General features: G+C 45.7%; 19 protein-coding genes. 7 read left to right on the top strand and 12 right to left on the bottom strand.

Annotation, left to right across the window (positions count from 1 at the left end):
* The first annotated feature begins 104 nt into the window (after positions 1-104).
* Positions 105-1,448 carry a metalloprotease PmbA gene (gene pmbA, locus CCZ37_RS11210; protein WP_010318811.1) on the top strand — a complete coding sequence of 448 codons (1,344 nt, stop codon included), beginning with the start codon at positions 105-107 and terminating at the stop codon, positions 1,446-1,448.
* Between the two features lie 97 nt (positions 1,449-1,545).
* Here the strand turns inward: pmbA and mgtE are convergent, their stop codons facing one another.
* The 12 genes from mgtE to CCZ37_RS11150 form a co-directional block, all read right to left on the bottom strand.
* Positions 1,546-2,901 (bottom strand): magnesium transporter, encoded by a 1,356-nt coding sequence (mgtE, locus tag CCZ37_RS11205; RefSeq protein WP_010318812.1) that lies wholly within the window; start codon positions 2,899-2,901, stop codon positions 1,546-1,548.
* 151 nt (positions 2,902-3,052) lie between these two features.
* Entirely contained in the window at positions 3,053-3,331 is a 279-nt protein-coding gene (locus CCZ37_RS11200) for an HPr family phosphocarrier protein (protein WP_010318813.1), read from the bottom strand.
* Positions 3,332-3,341: 10 nt separating this feature from the next.
* Positions 3,342-4,199 (bottom strand): RNase adapter RapZ, encoded by an 858-nt coding sequence (gene rapZ, locus CCZ37_RS11195; protein ID WP_010318814.1) that lies wholly within the window; start codon positions 4,197-4,199, stop codon positions 3,342-3,344.
* 16 nt (positions 4,200-4,215) lie between these two features.
* Positions 4,216-4,662, bottom strand: coding sequence for a PTS IIA-like nitrogen regulatory protein PtsN (gene ptsN, locus CCZ37_RS11190; protein WP_010318815.1), 447 nt, complete (start codon positions 4,660-4,662; stop codon positions 4,216-4,218).
* Positions 4,663-4,664: 2 nt separating this feature from the next.
* Complete coding sequence (gene hpf, locus CCZ37_RS11185) at positions 4,665-4,952, bottom strand: ribosome hibernation promoting factor (protein ID WP_010318816.1); 288 nt, start codon at positions 4,950-4,952, stop codon at positions 4,665-4,667.
* 25 nt (positions 4,953-4,977) lie between these two features.
* Positions 4,978-6,438: an RNA polymerase factor sigma-54 gene (locus CCZ37_RS11180; protein WP_010318817.1), complete on the bottom strand. Its 1,461-nt coding sequence runs from the start codon at positions 6,436-6,438 to the stop codon at positions 4,978-4,980.
* A 66-nt stretch (positions 6,439-6,504) separates the two neighbouring features.
* Positions 6,505-7,230 (bottom strand): LPS export ABC transporter ATP-binding protein, encoded by a 726-nt coding sequence (lptB, locus tag CCZ37_RS11175; RefSeq protein WP_010318818.1) that lies wholly within the window; start codon positions 7,228-7,230, stop codon positions 6,505-6,507.
* A 2-nt stretch (positions 7,231-7,232) separates the two neighbouring features.
* Positions 7,233-7,733 carry a lipopolysaccharide transport periplasmic protein LptA gene (gene lptA / locus CCZ37_RS11170; RefSeq protein ID WP_010318819.1) on the bottom strand — a complete coding sequence of 167 codons (501 nt, stop codon included), beginning with the start codon at positions 7,731-7,733 and terminating at the stop codon, positions 7,233-7,235.
* Positions 7,714-8,277 (bottom strand): LPS export ABC transporter periplasmic protein LptC, encoded by a 564-nt coding sequence (gene lptC, locus CCZ37_RS11165; protein WP_010318820.1) that lies wholly within the window; start codon positions 8,275-8,277, stop codon positions 7,714-7,716. Before lptC ends, lptA begins: the two co-directional genes overlap by 20 nt.
* Positions 8,274-8,828 carry a 3-deoxy-manno-octulosonate-8-phosphatase KdsC gene (gene kdsC, locus CCZ37_RS11160; RefSeq protein WP_010318821.1) on the bottom strand — a complete coding sequence of 185 codons (555 nt, stop codon included), beginning with the start codon at positions 8,826-8,828 and terminating at the stop codon, positions 8,274-8,276. Before kdsC ends, lptC begins: the two co-directional genes overlap by 4 nt.
* Positions 8,828-9,802 carry an arabinose-5-phosphate isomerase KdsD gene (gene kdsD, locus CCZ37_RS11155; protein WP_094500537.1) on the bottom strand — a complete coding sequence of 325 codons (975 nt, stop codon included), beginning with the start codon at positions 9,800-9,802 and terminating at the stop codon, positions 8,828-8,830. Before kdsD ends, kdsC begins: the two co-directional genes overlap by 1 nt.
* Before the next feature lie 19 nt (positions 9,803-9,821).
* The gene (locus CCZ37_RS11150; RefSeq protein WP_010318823.1) at positions 9,822-10,787 is read right to left on the bottom strand and encodes a calcium/sodium antiporter; all 966 of its coding nucleotides are present in this window, start codon (positions 10,785-10,787) and stop codon (positions 9,822-9,824) included.
* A 271-nt stretch (positions 10,788-11,058) separates the two neighbouring features.
* On the opposite strand from CCZ37_RS11150, the gene mlaF reads away from it, so the two are divergent.
* From mlaF to ibaG, 6 genes are all read left to right on the top strand, one after another.
* Positions 11,059-11,856 carry a phospholipid ABC transporter ATP-binding protein MlaF gene (gene mlaF, locus CCZ37_RS11145; protein WP_094500842.1) on the top strand — a complete coding sequence of 266 codons (798 nt, stop codon included), beginning with the start codon at positions 11,059-11,061 and terminating at the stop codon, positions 11,854-11,856.
* Complete coding sequence (gene mlaE, locus CCZ37_RS11140) at positions 11,853-12,644, top strand: lipid asymmetry maintenance ABC transporter permease subunit MlaE (RefSeq protein ID WP_010318825.1); 792 nt, start codon at positions 11,853-11,855, stop codon at positions 12,642-12,644. The genes mlaF and mlaE overlap by 4 nt, the downstream gene beginning before the upstream one ends.
* 2 nt (positions 12,645-12,646) lie before the next feature.
* Positions 12,647-13,138, top strand: a complete 492-nt coding sequence (gene mlaD, locus CCZ37_RS11135; RefSeq protein ID WP_010318826.1) for an outer membrane lipid asymmetry maintenance protein MlaD — start codon at positions 12,647-12,649, stop codon at positions 13,136-13,138.
* 65 nt (positions 13,139-13,203) lie between these two features.
* Complete coding sequence (gene mlaC, locus CCZ37_RS11130; RefSeq protein WP_094500840.1) at positions 13,204-13,842, top strand: phospholipid-binding protein MlaC; 639 nt, start codon at positions 13,204-13,206, stop codon at positions 13,840-13,842.
* Positions 13,839-14,147 (top strand): STAS domain-containing protein, encoded by a 309-nt coding sequence (locus tag CCZ37_RS11125; RefSeq protein ID WP_010318828.1) that lies wholly within the window; start codon positions 13,839-13,841, stop codon positions 14,145-14,147. Before mlaC ends, CCZ37_RS11125 begins: the two co-directional genes overlap by 4 nt.
* 13 nt (positions 14,148-14,160) lie before the next feature.
* The gene (ibaG, locus tag CCZ37_RS11120; RefSeq protein WP_013855981.1) at positions 14,161-14,415 is read left to right on the top strand and encodes a BolA family iron metabolism protein IbaG; all 255 of its coding nucleotides are present in this window, start codon (positions 14,161-14,163) and stop codon (positions 14,413-14,415) included.
* Position 14,416 lies beyond the last annotated feature (1 nt).

Raw genomic sequence — 14,416 nt, 5'->3', positions numbered from 1 at the left:
TTCATCTATTGAGTTATGTATGTCAGCTATTTTAGCAAGAATCGTGGGGAGAAAGCGAAATTCTTGTTATCCTAATGACATTGTTTGCTAATAATTGATGAGATATGGACGTAAAACAACAAGTTGCTCAGCAGCGCATCGAACTTGAAGCGGCGGTTGCCAAGGCATTAGAGATGGCTGCGCTCAGTTCTGATGCTGCCGAAGTGGCGATCACCAAAAGTACCGGCCTGAGTGTTTCGACGCGAATGTGTGAAGTTGAAAACGTAGAATTTAACAGTGATGGGGCATTAGGCATCACTGTGTATCGTGGGCAACGTAAAGGCAGTGCGTCGACGTCAGATCTCAGTGAAAAAGCAATTGCGCAGACGGTCGCTGCAGCGCTTGATATTGCGCTGTACACTTCTGAAGATCCTTATGCAGGCCCTGCACCTAAAGAGTTAATGGTGCGAAATATTCCTGATTTAGATCTCTTCCATCCCGATGAACCTAACCCGGACATGGCCGCTAAAATTGCCATTGCTGCAGAAGAGAAAGCGTTAGCTTACAGCAACAAGATCAAACAAAGTGATGGCGCAAGTTATGACAGCCATTACGGTGTCAAAGTGTACGGTAATAGCCATGGTTTGCTCGCGAGTTATGCCTCTAGCCGTCATAGCATTAGCTGCTGCGTGATTGGTGAGGGTAAAAATGGTGAGATGGAGCGTGATTATAGCTATACCGTTGCACGTCACCGCGACGATTTATGGTCACCAGAGCTGGTCGGGCAACAAGCTGCAGAAAAAACCATCAGCCGTTTAGATGCAAAAAAACTGAAGACGGGCAAAGTTCCGGTGATGTTTGCCGCAGATGTAGCGACAGGTTTGATTGGCCATTTGGTGATGGCGATCAGTGGTGGTAGCTTGTATCGTAAATCTTCCTTTTTACTTGATAAGTTAGGCGAGAAAATTTTACCCGATTGGTTCAATATTGCCGAAAAACCCCATGTATTACGTGCGTTAGCATCAAGCCCATTTGATAGTGAAGGGGTGTTTACGCAAGACCGCCAAATCATTACCGATGGTGTGCTCTCGACTTATCTTCTGAGCAGCTACGCCGCTCGTAAAATGAAGATGACTCCAACTGGTCATGCGGGTGGCATCCATAACTGGTATGTTCAATCCACAGGACAAAATTTTGAGCAGATGCTTAAAGCGTTAGGCACAGGCTTGTTAGTCACTGAAGTGATGGGCCAAGGTGTTAATGCAGTGACAGGTGATTATTCGCGTGGCGCCGCTGGTTTCTGGGTTGAAAACGGTGTGATTCAATACCCTGTATCTGAGATTACTATCGCGGGTAATTTGAAAGATATGTTCCAGCAAATGGTGGCGGTAGGGAGTGATGTCGAAACACGCTCGCAAATCCAAACCGGGTCTATTTTACTTGAATCGATGAAAATTGCGGGCGAATAATCGCTTAAGCTGAATATGAAAAAGCTTGGTATAACAACCAAGCTTTTTTTGTGGGTGGTTTGGTTATGTATCACTATCGGGTTACATTAAAATAGGGCTACATCAAAATGGTCGCCAAGCCGAGAAAGACCGAAAGCCCAACCACATCGGTGACGGTTGTTAACGCCATTCCACCAGCAAGAGCCGGGTCGATTTTCATTTTTTTCAGTAAAATTGGGATGGTGACACCGGCGATCCCGGCAATGAGTAGGTTGGTCATCATCGCGGCGGAAATGATGCCGCCAAGCATCCAATTTCCTTTCCATACCACCACAATGCCGCCAATGATGGTGGCCCACATGATGCCATTTAAGAAACCGATCGCCGCTTCTTTGAACAGCAATTCACGTTGGTTACTGTCACCGATATGACCTAATGCTAGACCACGAATGACCAAGGCCACGGTTTGGTTACCTGCGACACCCCCCATAGAGGGTACTATGGTCATTAGTACCGCAATGGCGGCCATTTGATCCAGTGTCGCTTCAAACATGTTGGAAACTGACGCGGCGGCGAGGGCGGCCAAAACATTTGCTCCAAGCCAGATGGTCCGTTTACGAGCGGATTTCACTACCGGAGCAAAGGTATCTTCGTCATCGTTCATACCAGCCATACTCATCATTGAGTGTTCGGCATCTTCACGAATGATGTCAACAACGTCATCAATGGTGATCCGACCGACCAAGTGCTGGTTTTCATCCACCACAGGCGCGGACACCCAGTTGCGACGTTCAAACAGGCTGGCAACATCTGAGTCGCTGGTGGTGACCAAAATCGCTTCATCGGCATCATCCATGACTTCACTTACTGGAATATCCGGTTGCGTGGTCAGTAAGGTGGTGAGTGAGAGATGCCCAATCAGCTTACTTTCATCGTCAATCACGTAAAGTGCATCGGTTGCTTCGGGCAGATCGCCGCGCATGCGTAAATAGCGTAAAACCACGTCAATATCAACGTCAGCACGGATGGTGATCACGTCGGTATTCATGATCCCGCCGGCTGTTTCCTCTGAATAGGAGAGTGCGGTTTCAACGCGCTGGCGATCAGCGCTGTCCATTTGCGAAAGCACTTCGCGTGACACGTCATCTGGCAAGCTACGCAGTACATAGGCCACGTCATCGGTGTCCATACCTTCGGTCGCTTCTGCCAGTTTCTCGGGTGCCATTTTGGAAACGAGGGCATCTTTGACGTCTTCGTTGAGCTCATCAAGGATTTCACCGTAGTCTTCTGGATCGGTGAGTTGCCATAACACCTCCCGGCTTTTACGTGGAGAGGCTTCTAAGAGGTGAGCAATATCTTCTGGCTCCATGTCCTGCAATTGGCGACGGACATGGACAAAACGACCATTTTCTAAAGCTTCGCTGACTTCTTGGAGGGTTAGGTGAGCTTGATCAAATTCAATTTGCTCGGCCATGGTTTCCCCCTACTTAGGATTCTTACAATGTGTTGAATAATAACTTAATTCTAGGCCTTATTTAATAAGTTCTTATTAAGCGCTGAATTTATTTTGGCTATCAGGGGCGCGCATGCGCTGTCTGTGGGAGAGTGGAGTGTAAGCCTTGTGCTTACTCGTCTTCATCGAATTTATGTTCAATCAGCGAACTAACCGCTTGCAAAGCAGGCTCTGCTTGTGAGCCTTCAGCATTGATGGTGATGTATTGACCTTGTGCGGATTCGAGCATCAATAAACCCATCACACTGTCTGCAGTGGCTTCTTTTCCTTCTTCACTTTGAATGGTGACCAGCGCATCAAAAGATTGCGACAGTTCAACCAGCTTAACGGCTGCACGAGCATGAAGGCCCAAGCGATTTTGGATTAAAACCGTTTTACTTAATAGTGGCATACCATCGCTCCTATTGCTGTTTTTCTAATGATGTATGGCGTATCTGTACTTGGTGCCCCAATTGAGCAAAGTACTCGCCAAGCTGTTGAGTCAGGTAAACGGAGCGGTGCTTACCACCGGTGCAGCCAATTGCAATCGTGAGATAACTGCGGTTGTTTTTTTCGAGCATCGGCAGCCAGTATTCAACAAACTTTTGAATTTGTTGTTTCAGTTCAATTACTTCGCTATGGCGTTCAAGAAAAGACTTAATTGGCGCATCTAGGCCAGTTAATGGGCGAAGATCGGGTTCCCAGTGTGGGTTGGGTAAAAAACGCACATCAAACACGTAGTCTGCATCACTGGGTAGCCCATATTTGAAGCCAAAAGACTGAAACACCATCACCAGATCTTTGCGCTCACGTCCTTCAATTCGCATGCGTACGGTTTCGCTCAACTCATGCAACGATTGATTACTGCTATCGAGCACTAAATCGGCTTGCTCTTTGAGCGGTGCAAGCAGCGACTTTTCCAATTCAATCGCTTGCGCCAGTGAAGGTTTATCGGCGTTCAATGAGAGAGGATGGATACGACGCGTTTCGCTGTAGCGCTTGAGTAGTGTCTCTTTGCTGGCGTCGAGAAACAGTACGCTGACATCGTTATTCTGTTTTAGCTGCTCTAAAACATCCGCAACCAAGCTAGGCTCTTGGGGGAGATTACGGATATCAATACTCACCGCGACATTTTGTTTGCTGCCTTGGACTGATTGAATAAACGCATCCAACAAGTTGACGGGAAGGTTATCGACACAATAGTAGCCGAGATCTTCCAGTACTCGTAAAGCAACGCTTTTCCCTGCGCCTGATTGACCACTCACAACGATTAAACGCATAGTTTTGGCTCGGTGGTTATTGATTAGTCATGATGTCGTACAGCTCTTGATCGCTTTGTGCACTTCGAAGCTGTTTTAAAACTTGTTTGTCATTGAGGCGCTCGGCCATACAAGCGAGCGTTTTTAAATGCTCTTTGCACTGATCTTCAGGAACGAGCAAAGCAAACAGCAGATCGACAGGGCGGTTATCAATGGCATCAAACTCAATCGGTTCTTCACACTGCAGCAAAACGGCAATGGCGCGATCGCTGTTGGTCATTCTTGCATGAGGAATGGCGATGCCATTACCAATACCAGTACTGCCCATTTTTTCTCGGCTGAGCATGCATTCAAACAGCTCGGTTGAATTTTGACCTGAATGCTCAGCAGCGATTTCGCTAATGATTTCTAGGGCTCTTTTTTTACTGGTGCATTGGACGGCACTTTTGGTGCAGTCCAATGAGAGTACTTCGCTTAATTGCATGATTAATGACTACTTAGCTTTTCTTTATGCTTGTTGAGTTGTCTTACGAGTTTATCCACTAAACTATCGATGGCAGCATACATATTTTCATTGTCGGCCATTGCGTGGATATCACCTTGGTTTATGTGAAGCGTAGCTTCAGCGATCTGTTGTACTTTTTCAACACGTAAAACAACCTGTACGTTATTGATATGGTCAAAAAATCGCTCAAGTTTTTGAAACTTCGAGTTTACATAGTCTTGCATTGAATCGGTCAGATCAATGTGATGGGCATTAATGTTGATTTGCATAGACTTTCCTTCTCTGTTTTGTGCCTTACAGTAGGCGTTTGCGCTGACTCGATGGAGCGATGCCCAATGATTCACGGTATTTAGCTATCGTCCTTCTAGCTACCTGAATCCCTTGGTCAGCCAGTAGATCTGCAATTTTACTGTCACTTAATGGTTTGGCTGTATTTTCAGCGGCCACCAGTTTTTTAATCAGTGCTCGTATTGCAGTCGATGAACACTCTCCTCCGCTGTCGGTATTGACATGGCTGGAGAAGAAGTATTTCAATTCGAAAATACCACGCGGAGTATGCATGTACTTCTGCGTTGTCACCCTTGATATGGTGGATTCATGCATCTCTACCGCTAAAGCAACGTCATTGAGTACCATTGGCTTCATTGCTTCTTCACCATACTCAAAGAAATCACGTTGATGTTCAACAATACACTTGGCAACTTTGAGCAGTGTCTCGTTTCTACTTTCTAAACTCTTAATAAGCCATTTTGCTTCTTGCAAATTGCTACGAATGTAGTTGCTATCGGCACTGTTACCCTTGCCTAATGCTGCATATTGTTGATTTATTTTAAGTTTTGGTACGCTGTCTGGGTTTATTGTGACCACCCATTTGCCATGATCTTTGTAAACAGACACGTCAGGCACAACGTATTCGGCGTGCTCGGTTGAAATATTATTTCCCGGTCTTGGATCCAGTTGTTGAATGAGCTGCAATACCTCTCGCAGATCTTCTTCTTTTAACTTGGTTTCTTTGATGATCAACTTGTAGTCACGGTTGCCGAGCAGATCAATGTGTTGGATCAGCAGCTGTTTAGCTTCTTCTAACCAAGAGGTATTGGCAGGGTAGGTCGCTAATTGTAAAAGCAGGCAATCTTGGAGGTTGATTGAAGCCACACCGAGTGGGTCAAACTGTTGAATTCGTTTACGGACCGCTTCAATTTCATCAAGTTCGATCTCTTCATCGGCAAAGCTTTCTAAAATATCATCTAAAGAAACGGTGAGATAACCGTAGTCATCGATGGCGTCAATCAAGGCAAGAGCAATGCTGCGGTCGGTGTCGCTAAACGGTGTGAGATCTAATTGCCACAGTAGATAATCTTGCAGGGTTTGCGTGGTTTCACCTTGATACACGGGCATGTCATCATCAAGGGCGATCCCTGTGCTGCCTGTGTTAGCGCTGTAGACATCATCCCACGTAGTATCGATCTCAAGCTCGCTGCTGATTTCGGATTTCTCGATTAACTCAGAGCTGTCTTGGGGTTCAATATCTAACACTTCAGCACTGGTTTCTTTATCCTCATTGATGCTATGAACATCAGCGGTAGCATTCTCTTCATAGCCCTCTTCAACATCCAATAATGGATTGGACTCTAGAGCCTCTTGGATCTCTTGTTGGAGTTCCAATGTGGAGAGTTGCAACAAACGAATAGCTTGTTGTAACTGCGGTGTCATCGCTAATTGCTGGCCAAGCTTCAGTTGTAATGAGGGTTTCATTCAGTACTAGTTACCTTATTATTTTTAGAATTGATGTCACTCTCTACTTAATCATAGACGGAATTATCATAGACGGAATTGTTCGCCGAGATAAACTTGTTTTACCTCTTCGTTATTGAGCACGTCATGTGGCGTTCCTTCTGCGATCAAACGACCTTGGCTTACAATATAGGCTTTTTCACAGACGTCCAATGTTTCTCGAACGTTGTGGTCAGTGATCAAAACGCCTAAGCCACGATCTCGCAGGTGTTGAATGATCTTTTTGATGTCGATAACCGAAATGGGGTCAACCCCAGCGAAGGGTTCATCAAGCAAGATAAATTGTGGATTCGCGGCAAGCGCGCGGGCAATTTCAACTCGGCGACGTTCACCCCCCGATAGCGCCATTCCAGCACTATGCCGAATATGCTGAATGTGGAACTCTTCTAGTAGATCTTCGAGTTTGTCTTGGCGCTCTTCGCGAGTCATAGTTTCACGGGTTTCAAGCACCGCCATGATGTTTTCTTCGACCGATAATTTTCGGAAGATAGAGGCTTCTTGAGGTAGATAGCCAATCCCTAAGCGTGAGCGGCTGTGCATCGGTAGAATACTGATGTCGTGATCATCAATACTGATTTTACCTTCATCACGAGCCACAAGACCGACGATCATGTAAAACGATGTGGTTTTCCCTGCGCCGTTAGGACCGAGTAGGCCAACAATTTGCCCCGATTCTACTTGCAAGCTGACGTCAGAGACGACTTTGCGTTTTTTATAGCTTTTCGCTAAATGTTCTGCTTTGAGTATGGCCATAATTATTCTTGTGTTGTAGTGGCTTGAGGTTGAAGCACGGTCGATACTCGTTCATTTGAATTACCATCTGCGAGTAATTTTTGTGATGAGATTTTGTAGCGAATTTTTGTACCGCGGATGATGCTGTCGTCTTGTGATAGCATGGCTTGATCTATCATGGTCAACTGATCATCAGCCATGATGTAATAGAGCTCTTTTGCCTCACCGTATAAGGTTTTTCCATCGTCGGTTAATTGTGAAAACGTAGCAAGATTGCCATACCCTTCAATCTCTTGAATGGAGCCATCTTTCGCATCACGAGTCACAATCACTTTGTCGGCGTTGATATTGATACTACCTTGTTTGAGTTTTACATCACCAAGGAAAGTCACTTTGTTGCTTTTCATGTCGAGCTGTTGGCTGTCAGAATCGATATAAATCGGTTGAGCATTGTCGGTAGACAATGCCAATGCGTGACCAGAAATCGCTAAACAAGCAATAAGACTAAGGTGTGAGAGTTTCATATCTACCTTGTACATGGTTATAAAGAATAGCGGTATTGTCGGCAAAGTTGCCTTTCATCGCTTGTCCTTGTGTTTCAAATTGTGGCCCAACCAAATCGACCTGATTATCGGCCCAAAAATCGCGATTATTGAGTTGAATGCTCATCTTAATGGTTGAAAGCGTATCAAAACCAGAATCCGCTAATAGGTTTTTTGCCAGTACGTCGTCATACAGTGTCAGAACTTGCTCTTCATCGAGCACGCCGCGTTTGGCGGTAATCTCCCACTCTTGCACAATACCATCACGGAAGACTTTGAGTATCGGGTACTCGAAAATGGTGTCGCCACTTTTTGCGTAATGATCCAGATGCGTCGATTGAATGATGTAGCTGCGGATACCTTGCTCGTTATAGGTGGTATTGTCGAGATTTTTTCCACTAAATGACGGTAACTCCAAGTTCGGAGCAACTTGTATCTCGGTATTTTGTTCTTTATCGAACAAGTAATAGGCTGACCACGATGCGATAAAAATCAGTATCACATAGAGGACACGAGACACACTCATATGCTTAAACCTTTGTGTGCATCTAACTCACCGCGAGCTTGCAAAATTAAATCACACACTTCGCGCACCGCGCCATGTCCACCTTTTATGTGGGTCACGTAGTTTGCGCGTTTAACTAATAGCGGGTGGCCATCCGCGACACAGACTTTCAGCGCGACTTTTTCCATTACCGGCCAATCAATTAAGTCATCCCCAATATACCCTGTGTGTTCTGGCGCAATATTGAGCTGGCGACAAATATCTTGATAGGCCTTGACCTTGTCATCCTGCCCTTGGTAAATCAATGCAATGCCTAATGCATTCATGCGATTTTCGACAATTTTTGACTGTCTACCTGTAATGATCGCCACTTCAATGCCAGCATTCATCAATGATTTTATGCCGTAGCCATCTCGAGTGTGGAAGGTTTTTAGCTCTTCGCCTTGGTTACCCATATAAACTAAGCCATCAGAGAAGACGCCATCCACATCGCAGATCAGCAATTTGATCTGCTTGGCTATGTCGAGAATAGTCGCTCGGACCGGGCCGTAGAGTGTATCAATCATGGCCATTACATCACTCCCGCTTTGAGCAAATCGTGCATGTTTAATGCACCGACCAATGTGCCATTTTCGCACAGCATCAAGCCATTGATTCGTTTATCTTGCATTAGGTTTAACCCTTCGACCGCGAGCATGTTAGGGTTTGCTACCGTTGGGTTTTGCGTCATCACCTCGCTGATTGCCGCGCTGTGAATATCGATTCGTTTGTCTAAGATGCGGCGTAAATCGCCATCAGTAAAGATACCAATAAGCTGCATGTTGCTGTCAACTACCGCTGTCATCCCCAAGCCTTTTTGACTGATCTCAAGTAAGGCATCGCGGATCAATGCATTTGGTTGCACTGTTGGTAGTGCATCGCCAATGTGCATGATATCAGAGAGCTTGAGCAACAATTTTCGACCTAAAGCCCCACCGGGATGAGACAGCGCAAAATCTTCAGCGGTAAAGCCGCGTGCTTGCAAGAGTGCGACGGCTAACGCATCGCCCATTACAAGTGTTGCTGTAGTGCTGGAGGTTGGCGCAAGGCCAAGCGGGCATGCCTCTTGTGGGACGGTGATTTGCAAATGAAGATCGGCCAACTTTGCCATATTCGATGACGGGTTGCCTGTCATGCTGATGATGCGAATATTGAGCCGTTTTAGCACAGTAAACAGCGACAAAATTTCCGAGGATTCGCCAGAGTTTGAAATAGCAATTACGATGTCGCCACGCTCGATCATACCAAGGTCACCGTGCGCCGCTTCTCCCGGGTGTACGAAAAATGCCGAAGTGCCAGTACTGGCTAAGGTCGCGGCAATTTTCTTACCGATATGGCCTGATTTACCCATACCCATCACCACAACTTTGCCGTGTTCATTGGCAATGATCATTTCACACGTTTGGCAAAATGAGTCGTCAAAGTATTGCTCTAGCTGTTGTAAAGCCGCCATTTCGGTGGCAAGAACTTGCTGTGCAACGCTGCGATAATCAAACTGATTCGACATTCGATACTCCGAGTTTGGGTTAAGCGGTCATATTCATAAGTAGATAAGCTTGGTATCCGATAAAAGCGAGGAAGAGCACGCCTCCCTCAATGCGGTTAATACTACGCGATTTGCCTAAAGCCATGGCAACCAGTAGCAGAGATACGCCAAGCATCACCCAAAAATCGCGTCCCATCGCATGCTCACTGAGTATCGATGGATTAAGAATGCCGGGTAAGCCCATCACGGCAAGAATATTGAATACGTTCGATCCAATAATATTGCCCACTGCCATATCATCTTCACCTTTCAACACGCTTGTGAGTGAGGCGGCCAATTCTGGCAAGCTGGTCCCAACAGCGATGATCGTCAGACCAATCACCAAATCACTCATACCAAAAAACTTGGCAATGACGACAGCGTTATCGACTAACACGCTGGCAGCAATCGGCAGGATAATAAGCCCAATCACTACCCAAATAGCCGCTTTTGCATTGCTCACGCCTTGCGGTATTTCAGATTCCTGCTCGGCAAGTAGCGCGTCACCATTTTTTTGTTCGTTACGGCTAATGCGTAGCATCGCGATGATAAACACGGCGAAAAGTGCAAACAGCAACACACCTTCATAGAATCCTAAGTGGTTATCCCACAATAACGCACCCGCAAGTAATGTGACCGCAATCATCAGCGGCAGTTCACGGCGGAGCACCGCAGAACTAACTGACAGCGGTTTGATCAGAGCCGTAATACCCAAGATCAAAGCAATATTAGCGATGTTAGAACCGAGTACGTTACCGACGGCAGTATCGGTTTTTCCATCCAAAGCGGCCGTTGCCGATACCATCATCTCTGGTGCTGATGATCCCATTGCTAAAATAGTCATGCCGATCACTAATGGCGAGATGCCGAAGTTGCGAGCAAGCGCGGCAGAACCAAAGACTAACTTGTCAGCGCTCCAGACTAAAAACACCAAACCTACAATGAGAAACGCTACCGCTTCGATCATGATGATACCTAATTAATGAAATGAGTGAAAAAATGATGCAATTAACCGCTAATTTTGACGTGTTGGTTGCGAAAAGGGAAGCTGAAGATCCAATTAATTACGTTCAATTCATGGTTTAGTCAGCTATCCATCAATAAATGTCCGGAAGATTGTTTTGGCGAAAGATGGAGCTTTACTTTAGGATGTAATTGAACAGTGCTTTTAATTTTAGAACGTTATGCTTATGATTGCCCATCATTTTGGGGCGGATAATAATAGTGAAACACTCATGATGCCAATCAACGATCTTGTCACAATCAAGAATTTAACCTTCTCCCGTTCAGGACGTAAGATATTCAACGACGTGAGCCTCAGCGTTCCACAAGGAAAAATTACCGCCATTATGGGGCCGTCGGGTATTGGTAAAACCACTTTGCTACGTCTTATCGGCGGACAATTGTTCCCTGAACAAGGTGAGATTTGGTTCGATAAACAAAACATCCCGATGCTCAGTCGCAAAAAGCTGTATCAAGCTCGTAAAAAAATGAGCATGTTATTTCAGTCGGGCGCGTTATTCACCGATTTAAATGTGTTCGATAATGTGGCTTTCCCTTTACGTGAACACACTCAATTAGATGAATCGCTGATTAAGACATTAGTTTTATTAAAATTAGAAGCGGTTGGTCTGCGCGGTGCCGCCTTGCTCATGCCGAGCGAATTATCCGGTGGTATGGCAAGAAGGGCTGCATTAGCGCGCGCGATTGCGCTGGATCCGGAACTGATCATGTATGATGAGCCGTTTGTGGGGCAAGACCCGATCACCATGGGCGTGCTGGTAGAATTGATCCGCAATTTGAATCAAGCTTTAGGGGTGACCTCGATAGTGGTCTCTCATGATGTTCCTGAAGTGATGAGCATTGCCGATTGGGTTTATTTGCTGGCTGACGGCAAAGTGATTGCCAAAGGAACGCCAAACGATCTTTATCAAAATAGCGATCCTCGCGTACAACAATTTTTACAAGGCGAGGCTGATGGCCCAGTACCATTTCGCTTTCCAGCGCAAAGCCTAGAAAAGGATTTATTCTCATGATGTCTAGATTGACTGACTGGATTGAAGGGCTCGGTCGCCGTACGCTCGAATTTTGCCAAGCCTTTGGCAAAGCGAGCTTGATGCTGTTTGGTGCATTAGTGAGCCGCCCACGGCCTATTCAGAATTTTCCATTATTAGTGAAGCAGCTCTACAGCGTTGGTGTTCAGTCGCTGGCGATTATTGTCGTTTCTGGCTTGTTCATTGGCATGGTGTTGAGCCTGCAAGGCTATGTGATTTTGGTCGATTACGGCGCGGAAGGTAGCCTTGGGCAGATGGTCGCGCTCTCTTTATTGCGTGAACTTGGCCCCGTGGTGACTGCGCTGCTGTTTGCTGGGCGTGCTGGTTCTGCACTTACCGCCGAGATTGGCCTGATGAAAGCCACCGAGCAGCTTTCCAGTTTAGAGATGATGGCGGTTGATCCGCTCAAACGTATTATCGCTCCTCGCTTTTGGGCTGGGCTAATATCAATGCCGTTGCTAGCGATGATTTTTATGGCGGTCGGCATTTGGGGAGGCCAGCTTGTTGGCGTGGACTGGAAAGGGATTGATCACGGCAGTTTTTGGTCTGCGATGCAGTCATCGGTAGAGCTAGGGCAAGATATTGGCAACAGTATGATCAAGTGCGTGATGTTTGCCATCACAGTGACTTGGATTGCACTGTTTAACGGTTACGATGCTATTCCAACCTCGGAAGGTATTAGCCGTGCCACCACAAGAACCGTAGTGCATTCGTCTTTAGCTGTATTAGGGCTAGACTTTGTACTCACCGCATTGATGTTTGGGAATTAATCATGCAGCAAACACGAAAAATAGAACTTTGGGTCGGTAGCTTTGTCCTTGCTGGAATTTGCGCAATTCTGGTGATGATTTTTCAGGTCGCTGACGTAAAAGGGTTGGGTTCCAACCATACTTACCAACTGAAAGCTGAATTTGACAATATCGGTAGTTTAAAAGTGCGCTCGCCAGTCAAAGTGGGTGGTGTAGTCGTTGGGCGAGTGGCCGAGATTAAACTCGATAGAGAGAGTTTGCTGCCTGTGGTTACTATGGCTATTAACAGTCAATATGATCAATTTCCAGAAACGTCGAGTGTGCAAATTCTAACTTCTGGATTGATTGGCGAGCAGTACATTGGGCTTGTGCCTGGTTTTGTCTTTGAAGATGAACAAATGTTAAAAGAGGGCGATTTAATTGAAGACACAAAATCCGCCCTCGTATTAGAAGATTTGATTGGCCAAGTGCTGTATAGCGTCGGTGGTGGCTCACAAGAAAAAGGTAAGGAGTAACAACAGTGTTTATAACGACAGTGTTTATAACAACAGAGTTTATAAAAACAGAGTTTATAAAAAAAGTGTTTAAACGGACGTTGATTTTTGTATTTACCCTCGTTGCCGCCATGTTTGTGCAAGCGGCCAATGTGGATAAAACCCAGCCCTATAGCATGATGAAGCAGGTGTCTGAAACGGCATTTACTCGTTTGAAAGCCGAACAAGAAGCGATTCACCACCATCCTGAATATTTGAAAGAAATCGTGGAACAGGAGCTGATGCCTTACGTCAATGAGCAGTATGCGGCACTGAAGTTATTGGGCCCAAACTTAAAAGGGGCCAAGCGTGAAGATGTCGCCACTTTCATCACCGCATTTCGTGCCTATCTTGTCAGTGCATATGCGCAAGTATTGACTCAGTACAGTAACCAAATTATTGAGTTCGAGCCTGAACAGGCGGTATCCGATGATAAACGCATTACCAGCGTGAAGGTGGATATTATTGATACGCCACGACCGAACATCAAACTTGAGTTTAAATTGCGCAAAGAGAAGAATGGCGAATGGCAAGTCTTTGATATGATTGCAGAAGGAGTGAGTTTGCTCTCCAGTAAGCAATCTGAATGGAGCGGTAAAATTCGCCAAGATGGCATCTTAGCGGTTGCCAATGAACTGCAACAATTGGCGGATCAGCCGATCCGTTTTGAAGGTAAAGCGCAATGATTCATCCGCAGTGGCATCAAACTGATATGCCGATTGCGGCTTTGTCGGGCGCATTGGACAGAGAGCATGTGCCTGATTTATGGGCGTTTATCCAAAAATGGAACCCGGTGAGTACACAGTTTGAGATTGAACTGAAAAACGTTGAACGCATAGACTCTGCCGGAATGGTGATGTTAATCCACCTAATAGAGCATGCAAAAAAACGAAACTGTCATATAATGCTCAGTTTCGTGCCAGAGCAACTGCGCACACTATTCCAATTGAGCAACATTGATCGTTTAATGGCTCAACATATAAAGAATTAAGCAGGGGAACATTGTGGATAGCGCAAAAGTACAACAGTTATTAGAACAAGCACTAAACCTTGAAGAGATCCACGTCAAAGGTGAAGGTAGCCACTATGAAGTTATCGCTGTTGATGCTTGTTTTGCAGGGATGAGTCGCGTTAAAAAACAACAACTTATTTATGCTCCACTGATGGAGTACATTCAAAGAAACGACATTCATGCTCTTTCTATTAAAGCGTTCACACCAACAGAGTGGGCTCGTGATAAAAAGTTGATGTCGCTGTAAG

Source organism: Vibrio qinghaiensis, from assembly GCF_002257545.1.
Lineage (GTDB): Bacteria > Pseudomonadota > Gammaproteobacteria > Enterobacterales > Vibrionaceae > Vibrio > Vibrio ordalii.
This window is presented reverse-complemented; position numbering and strand designations above follow the sequence as displayed.